This is a genomic window from Salinicola sp. (assembly GCF_982684285.1).
Genome location: NZ_CEXLVS010000012.1, coordinates 24,621 through 32,640, shown reverse-complemented (window position 1 = coordinate 32,640; position 8,020 = coordinate 24,621). Strand labels below are relative to the sequence as shown.

Here is an 8,020-nt window from a genome sequence, read left to right as displayed (position 1 = left end):
TGGCGGGTTCTGGAATGATCTGTTCACTCAGCAGTTGCGCTTCATGCAAGGCATGATCGAACAGATGGGTGGCGCTCCCTGAGACGAGCGACGGGGTCGGCCCGAAAGCCACCTCTTCCACGGGCACGATGCCATCGTCGGACGACACCAACGACAAGGGCGCACCACCTGGATGCGCCCTTCTTCGTGCCGTCGTCCCGCCGCGCCCGCCTTCGACCGCTATCCGGCTGCCCGCCGGAGCACCAGTGCGGTCACATCATCTCGAACAACGACGTTCCCTGCAGATCGACGAAGGCCTTCTGCGCCGCCTGCAGACCCACCTGGCGCAGCACGTAATCGGAGATCGCGGTGGTGTAGTCGAGATCGATCAGGTCGCTCTGGGTCTGGGTGTAGCTGATCTTGCGATCGCTGCCCACGGTGTCGAGGGTATCCAGCTCGTTGAGGCGAGCACCGACGGAAGCCCGAACGGTCAGCACGTTATCCAGCGCGTTGTCCATCTCCCGGCTGGAAGTCGACAGCGTATTGGCGAAGGCCGCCTTGTCGGCGTCGGAATCGAGCGGGTTCTCCAGCGCCGAGAGCATGTTCTCCAGCGTGGCGAATACATCCGGATTCATGTTCCTGGCGGTGCCGACGTCCAGCGCGTCGCCATCTTCCGGCGTGCCCTCCAGGGTGAGGCGCACCCCGCCGAACTCCAGGGTGGCGCTGGTGCCGTCGTAATTGCCGGTGGTATCGCCATCCGGTCCGCTGATGGTGTAGTCGAACGTGCCATCCCCGTTCGCGGCGAACGAGATGGCGTAGTCGTCCCCATACCCCGGGGCCGTGGTATCGACGACTTGCGGGCCGGTGAACGTCAACGTGCCGGCATTGTCGGCGCCGGCCCTGGCGACGTAGCCGGCGCCTCCCGCCACGGTCTGGAACACGTCACGACCGGTATTGCCCACTTCCATCAGACGCGAGGAGTCCACTTTCTGCTGGCGAACCTGATCGGAGCCGGCGTACTGCACCGCGCCGGCAGCGTCCTTGACGAAGGGCTCGGCACCGTCCTGGTAACCGCCGAACAGATAGCTGCCGTTACCGTCGGTGGAGTTGGCCTGGCCGAGAAGCGCTTCGTAGACGCCGCGCAGCTCCGTCCCCATCGACTGGCGATCCGCGTCGCTCAGGGTACCGTTGCCGGCCTGGATCATGAGCTCCTTGGCACGGGTAAGCGAGTCGGAGACGCTGTTGAGGACGCTCTCCTCCTGGCTCAGCGAGTTGCGCGCCGTGATCCGGCTGTCGCTCTGCTGGGCGTTGGACGCCAGCGACTGCGACACGCCGACCGCGCGCGAGGCGGCCTGGGGGTCGTCGGAGGGACGCACCACGCGCTTGCCGGAGGCGATCTGTTCGCCCACCTGCATGAAGGCGCTCTGTTGGCGGTTCATCGAGCTGACACTGCGCTCGAACATCATCACGGTGCTGACACGCACGGCTCTCTCCTCGGAGGCGCCTCGACTCGGCGCACTCAATGATTATTCAATAACGACGCGAGCTATGCTTTGCCTCAAAAATGCCTGCGCTCACCCATACGGCGTTGAAAATCGGCTGGAACGCCAGCCCGGTCAAAATGCTCATTTACCCCGCGTAAATTCCGCTTTTTCGCCGTTTTTCGCCTTGTCTGGCTATCGCTCGTCGATTTTTCAGGCAGAGCTTAGGCTCCCGACTCATCTCGGGCTCAGGCGCGCAGCCCCAGGATCGTATCCAGGATGGTCGAGCCCGCCTCGATGATCTTGGCGTTCGCCGAGTAGTACTGCTGGTACTGCAGCAGGTTGGCGTACTCCTCGTCCAGGTTCACGCCGGAGTCGGCCTGCTGGTAGGCGAAGAGCTGGTCGCTCAACCCCGTTTGCGTGGTGAGATTGGCCTGGGTGATCGCGGCCCGATTACCGACATCGCTGACCAGCGAGGCGTAGCCGCCACTGAAGGTCTTGCTTCCCCCGACCAGCCTCTGGTTTTGCAGGTCCAGCAGCGCCAACGCATTTCGGTTATCGCCGCTGCCGCCGCTGTCGGCATCCGCGGCGGCGATCTTGTCGGTATCGCTCACCGCGACATCGAACGCCGCAGCGGCGTTACGCGTCGGCTGCAGCATGAAGACGTCGCCTTCTGCCGGCGTGCCGCTCGGCGTCAGGGTCACGCCGCCGACGGATAACGTGCCATCCGCCGCCGGCGATACCGAGCTGGTCTTGCCGCTGCCGAGATTCTCCACCGAGTAGCTGCCGTCAGCCTGGTAGGTGAGTCGATAATCGTCCGCCGTCAGCTCGCCGACATCGCCGTACTCGGCAGCCAGGGCTCCACTGCCCGCATTGGTGGCATCGCTGACGACGGTCGGGCTGCCGATGGCGAAGAACGCTTCGCCGGCATTGCCGTCTAGATCCACGCCGGCCTCGTGCTGGGCATTGAAGCTCTGCGCCAGCGTCACCGCCAACTGGCCGAGCTGGTTCTGCGTGCTATCGAGGGTTTCACTGCGGAAGCTCAGCAGCCCGCCCAGTTCGCCCCCCTTGATCACGGATTCCTTGAGCGGAGAGCGCGCTCCGGCGCCATCTTCGTACGCGATGGTGACGGAGGAAGGGTCTTCGCTGCTCTTCACCGCCACCAGATCGAAGGACTTGTTGCCGGCGACCAGCGGCATGCCGTTGGAGAGCGATACCTGATAAGTGGATCCGTCCTGCACCTGAACGTTGACGTCGACCAGATCGCCCAGGTCGCTGACCAGCTTGTCGCGCTGATCGAGCAGGGCGTTGGGCTCTTCGCCGCTGCGGGCGCGCGCCAGCGTCACCTGCTTGTTGAGATCGGCAATCTGGTCGCTGAGATTGTTGACCTGGGTGACCACGTCGCCGATCTGGCCGTTGATGCCTTCACGCATGTCGCTGAGATAGCCGTCATAGGCACGAAACTGCGCCGCCATGCTGCGGGACGTACCCAGCACGCCCTCCCGAGCCGCCGCATCCGCCGGCGAGCCGGTCAGATCCTCCACGCTGGAGAAGAACCCCTGCATCAGCGTCGTCAGGCCGGAGTCGCTGTCCGCCAGCAGATCGTCGATCTGGTTGACCTGACTCTGGTAGGTCTCCAGTGCCGCCTGCCGACTGTTGACCTGGTTGAGCTGGGAGCTGATATAGCCGTTGTACTGGCGCTGGATGCCGTCGACGCTGACGCCGGAGCCCGCTCCGCCGCCACTGGCGTTCTGGCCCAGTAGCGTCAGCTGTCGGCTGTAGCCATCGGTGTAGACGTTGCTGATGTTGTTGCTGGTGGTGGACAGCGCGTTCTGTGCCGCGCTCAACCCACTGAGACCAATCGAAAACAGGCTCATATCGCTATCCCGTGAAACGCCATCGAGAGTCCGGCGCGGATCCGTGCAAAGTTATGATTTCTATCGGCTGTATCCGCCACTTCTTGAATCCTGGCCGGGGTGATTTCGCAACGTTTTGTTACTGCGCACCGCCTCCCGAACAGCCACTAGAAAATCGCGGAGGGTAACGTATCCGGACCGAAGGGGTTGTCGTCATCGCTGGCGGCGGCCAGCAGCCCGCGGTCAGGGAGGGCGTCCAATCCGCCCAGCTGCGCCATGATCCCCTGGAGCTTCTCGGCATACCGCGGGTCCGTGGCGTAACCGCCCTGCTGCAACGCCCGTGCGGCCTGGTCGGGCGACGCCGCCGCCACCACGCCCCGATAACGGGGGTTGTCACCGATCAAGCTGGCGTAATCGGCGAATGCCTCCGTATAGGAGTCGTAGACGCGGAAACGGTCGGCCATCTTGATCGGCCGGCCATTCACGTATTCGGTGGTGGTGATTTCCGTGGTGGCGCCCTGCCATGACCGCCCGGCCTTGATACCGAACAGATTGTGGCTGTTGCCGCCGTTGGCGGTGGGAATTTCCCGCTGCCCCCAGCCTGTCTCGAGCGCCGCCTGGGCAAGGATCAGTTCGGCGGGCACTCCCGACGCCTGCTCGGCGCGCCGGGCGGGACCCGCCAACTGCTCGAGGAAGGCACGAACGTGGGCCGGACGATCGTCGCCATCGGCGCGTGCCGACGAAGGTGCGACGTCGACATCGTTGTCCGTCGCGCCGTTGCCGGGCGTTCCAGAGATCGCCATGTCATGCCGGGATGCGTCCGACGCGAATCCGGGAGTGCGCAGGCCACCGTGCAGCAGTCGCGGCGTCCCACGCGGGATGCCGGCAATCAAGGCCGAGGCGTCCTCCTTGCCGCTGGCCGCCGGCAGCGCCGTCGTCCCGGGCAAGCCGCTTCCCTCCAGCTGCTGCACGAGCTGATCGGCCAGCCCCAGCCCCTTCCCCGCCAACTGCTGGGCCCACTGCTGGTCCTGCATCGAGCGCATCATGTCCATCTGATGGCTCTGCAGCAGACCGGACTGGGGGCTGGCATCGCGCATGCTCTTGAGCATCATTTGCAGAAAGACCGCCTCGAACTGGCGCGACGCTTCCTTGAGGCTGCCCTGCGGCGAGTTCGCCGCGCTGTACTTGAGTCGCTGGACGCTCTGGACGTCGAGCGCGAACTGGCCGGAGAGATCGTTGCCCATCGTCATCAGATGATATCCAGTTCGGCGTTGAGCGAGCCCGCGGACTTCAATGCCTGCAGGATCGACATCAGGTCCTGGGGCGAAGCCCCCAGCGCGTTCAGCGCATTGACGACATCCATCAGGTCGGCGCTGGTCTGGACCACCTGCAGCGCGCCGCCCTCCTGCTGCACGCTGATATCGGCATTGGGTACCACGACCGTGTCGCCGCCGGCCAGGGCGTTGGGCTGGCTGACCTGCGGATTGGAGTCGATGACGATCGACAGGTTGCCGTGAGCCACCGCCGCGCGGTTCAAGGTGACGGTATCCGACAGCACCACGGAACCGGTGCGGGCGTTGACGATCACCTTGGCCGGGCCGCGCTCGGTGGTGACGTCGACGCCCTGCACCCGGGCCAGGAAGGTGACGCGATCGTTGCTGTTGGCCGGCAGCTTGAGCTGCACCGTCCGCCCATCGAGCGCGGCCGCCACCGGCGCACCGAACTCCTGGTTGATGGCCGCAACCATGCGGCGTGCGTTCTCGAAATCGGACCGTTTGAGGAACAGGTCCAGCGTCCCGCTGGCGTCGCCCAGGCGCACCGGCACCTCCTGCTCGACCAGTCCGCCCCCGGGAATTCGTCCCGCCGCCAGGTGGTTGACGGAGACGCTGCTGCCGGCCGCCTGGGCACCGGCACCGCCGACATAGACGTTGCCCTGGGCCAGCGCATAGACACGGCCGTCCGCGCCCTTGAGCGGCGTCATCAGCAGCGTCCCGCCCCTCAGGCTATCGGCGTTGCCGACAGAGGAGACGGTGACGTCGATCTCCTGCCCCTGGCGGGAGAACGGTGGCAGTTTCGCGGTCACCATGACCGCGGCCACGTTGCGCAACTGCATGTTGGTTCCGGCCGGGACCGTCACCCCCAGTTGCGACAGCAGGTTGGTAATGCTCTGGCCGGTGAACGGGGCCTGGGTGGTCTGGTCCCCCGTGCCGTCGAGGCCGACCACCAGTCCGTAGCCGACCAGCGGGTTGTCGCGCACGCCGGAGAAGTTGGCGAGGTCCTGGATGCGCTGGGCCTGCGCCCCCAGGCTGCACAGCAGCATCGCCACCAGCACCAGTGTTTGCGCCAGCGACGGGCGGCGGATCCGGATCGAACGGGACAGGCGGGTCATAGGCATTAGAAAGGCGAAATGTTGAGGAAGAAGCGCTGCAGCCAACCCATGGTCTGCGCTTCGTTGATATAGCCGTCACCGATGTACTCGATGCGGGCATCGGCGACCTGGGTCGACTGCACGGTATTGGAGCCGCTGATCGCCCGGGGATTGACCACCCCGGAGAACCGGATGTACTCGGTGCCCTGGTTGATCGCGATCTGTTTCTCCCCGCGTACCTTGAGGTTGCCATTGGCCAGCAGGTCGTAGACGGTCACGGTGATCGTCCCGGTAAAGGTGTTGTTGGCATTTGCCCCACCGGACCCGTTGAACACGTTCTCGCCCTCCAGATCCGTGGCGTACCTTTCGAGGAAGTCGATCGGGTCGGGAACCACCCCCGGCGTGAAGGTGGCGGATCCGTTGCGAGTGGCATTCGCGGCGGAGTTCTTGCTGGCGCTGACCTGCTCGTCGAGCACGATGGTGATGATGTCGCCGACCTGGCGCGGGCGCCGATCCTCGAACAGCGGCTGGAAGCCGAAGCGGGCCTGGTAGATGGAACCATTGGCCTGGGACGGCGGCGTCGAAGGGATCTCCACCGGCGCGGAATTCTCGACCACGGAGTGTCTGGGGATCTGGGCACAGCCCGCCACGACCGTCGCCAGCCCCAGGCCGATCAGCATCATCACTCTGCGCCACGTCATGGCTAGTTCTGCGGTCAGCAACACGCGTCTTCCCCGGTTTATAGCTGCGTCAGACGCTGGAGCATCTGATCGGACGTTTCGACGGCCTTGCTGTTGATCTCGTAGGCACGCTGCGTCTCGATCATGCTGACCATCTCCTCCACCACATTGACGTTGGAGGTCTCGACATAGCCCTGGTAGAGCTTGCCGGCGCCATCCAGACCCGGGTTGAGGTCGGTACGCGGGCCCGAAGCATCGGTTTCCAGGTACAGGTTCTGGCCGATGCTCTGAAGCCCTGTCGGATTGATGAAGGTGGAGAGCATGATCTGCCCCACTTCATTGCTCTGGGACGTTCCCGGCTGGGTGACGGATACGGCGCCGTCCTGACTGACGGTGATCGAGAGCGCGTTCTGCGGGATCACGATCGGCGGATCGACGGGATACCCCCCGGCGGTGACCAGCTGGCCGTTCTCGTTGACCTGGAAACTGCCGTCACGGGTGTAGCCGGTGGTGCCGTCAGGCATCTGCACGGCGAAGAATCCCTTGCCGTTGATCGCCAGGTCCCGGGAGTTCTCGGTATTCTGCAGCCCGCCCTGCGTATGCAGCCGCTCGGTCGCCACGGGGCGCACGCCGGTACCCACCTGCATGCCGGAAGGCAGGGTATCGACCACCGACGACTGGGCACCGGGCTGGCGCACGTTCTGGTAGAGCAGGTCCTCGAACACGGCGCGGGATCGCTTGAAGCCGTTGGTCGAGACGTTGGCCAGGTTGTTGGAGATCACGTCCAGTTTGACCTGTTGCGACTCCAGACCGGTCTTGGCCGTCCACAGAGATTTGATCATGACAGGAACCTCATTGTCGGTGCGCTAGCGTGAAGTGGCTGGCACCGCTGGTCGAAATTGACGTCAGCTGGTTAGCGAGAGCAGGCTGTTGGCGCGCTGTTCGTTCTCGTCCGCGCTCTCGAGATCATCGCGTCGGTGGGAGTGACGTTGCTGCCCTCCAGCGCCCCGGGGACCAGTCGCCGGGTATCGTCGGCCGGCAGCGGTGCCGCGACGTCCTCGCCCTGCGCCGGCACCCTGCGGAACAGGCCATCCTCCCCGCGCACCAGGTTGTCATTGCCCGGCACCACCATCTTGAGCCGCGCCAGCGGTGCCACGGCGTCCGGATTCTGGCCCGGCTCCAGCACGCTGATAGTACCGTCCGGCGCGATCGTCACGTCGCCGCCGAGCGGCACCGCGATGGCCTGTCCGTTGTCGGAGAGAACCGGATTGCCGAGCGACGTCAGCAGGCCGGTGGCGTCGACCTGGAGATCGCCGCGCCGCGTGTAGGCCTCCCCACCGTCTGGCGACTGCAATGCCAGCCAGGTGTCGTCGCCCTGCAGCGCGACGTCGAGGCTGCGCCCGGTGGTACTGATGGTACCCGGCGTGAAATCGGCGCCGGGGGTACTCATCATCGAAGCGACGCGAGTCGGCAGGCGTGCGTCGCCCTCCACCGGTACCGCGCGGAGAGCCATCAGCTCGCCACGGAACCCGGGGGTACTGACGTTGGCCAGGTTGTTATTGACCACCGACTGCTGAGCCATGGTCTGGCTCGCGCCACCACCGGCGGTATAGAGAATCCGATCCATGCTGAAACCCTTTGGAAGCGAGGTTGCCG

7 protein-coding genes are annotated in these 8,020 nt (G+C 65.1%); all 7 read right to left on the bottom strand.

Going from position 1 to position 8,020, the window contains the following annotated elements; genetic code table 11:
* Positions 1–251 precede the first annotated feature (251 nt).
* Complete coding sequence (gene flgL, locus AC3AYF_RS02360) at positions 252–1,463, bottom strand: flagellar hook-associated protein FlgL (RefSeq protein WP_295036235.1); 1,212 nt, start codon at positions 1,461–1,463, stop codon at positions 252–254.
* Between the two features lie 245 nt (positions 1,464–1,708).
* Positions 1,709–3,337, bottom strand: a complete 1,629-nt coding sequence (flgK, locus tag AC3AYF_RS02355) for a flagellar hook-associated protein FlgK (RefSeq protein ID WP_295036236.1) — start codon at positions 3,335–3,337, stop codon at positions 1,709–1,711.
* 146 nt (positions 3,338–3,483) lie between these two features.
* Complete coding sequence (flgJ, locus tag AC3AYF_RS02350) at positions 3,484–4,566, bottom strand: flagellar assembly peptidoglycan hydrolase FlgJ (RefSeq protein ID WP_295036237.1); 1,083 nt, start codon at positions 4,564–4,566, stop codon at positions 3,484–3,486.
* Positions 4,566–5,711 (bottom strand): flagellar basal body P-ring protein FlgI, encoded by a 1,146-nt coding sequence (locus AC3AYF_RS02345; RefSeq protein ID WP_487779357.1) that lies wholly within the window; start codon positions 5,709–5,711, stop codon positions 4,566–4,568. Before AC3AYF_RS02345 ends, flgJ begins: the two co-directional genes overlap by 1 nt.
* Positions 5,711–6,385: a flagellar basal body L-ring protein FlgH gene (locus AC3AYF_RS02340; protein WP_295036238.1), complete on the bottom strand. Its 675-nt coding sequence runs from the start codon at positions 6,383–6,385 to the stop codon at positions 5,711–5,713. The genes AC3AYF_RS02345 and AC3AYF_RS02340 overlap by 1 nt, the downstream gene beginning before the upstream one ends.
* Before the next feature lie 38 nt (positions 6,386–6,423).
* Positions 6,424–7,206, bottom strand: a complete 783-nt coding sequence (gene flgG / locus AC3AYF_RS02335) for a flagellar basal-body rod protein FlgG (RefSeq protein WP_149434777.1) — start codon at positions 7,204–7,206, stop codon at positions 6,424–6,426.
* A 71-nt stretch (positions 7,207–7,277) separates the two neighbouring features.
* Positions 7,278–7,991: a flagellar basal body rod protein FlgF gene (locus AC3AYF_RS02330; RefSeq protein WP_365676841.1), complete on the bottom strand. Its 714-nt coding sequence runs from the start codon at positions 7,989–7,991 to the stop codon at positions 7,278–7,280.
* Positions 7,992–8,020 lie beyond the last annotated feature (29 nt).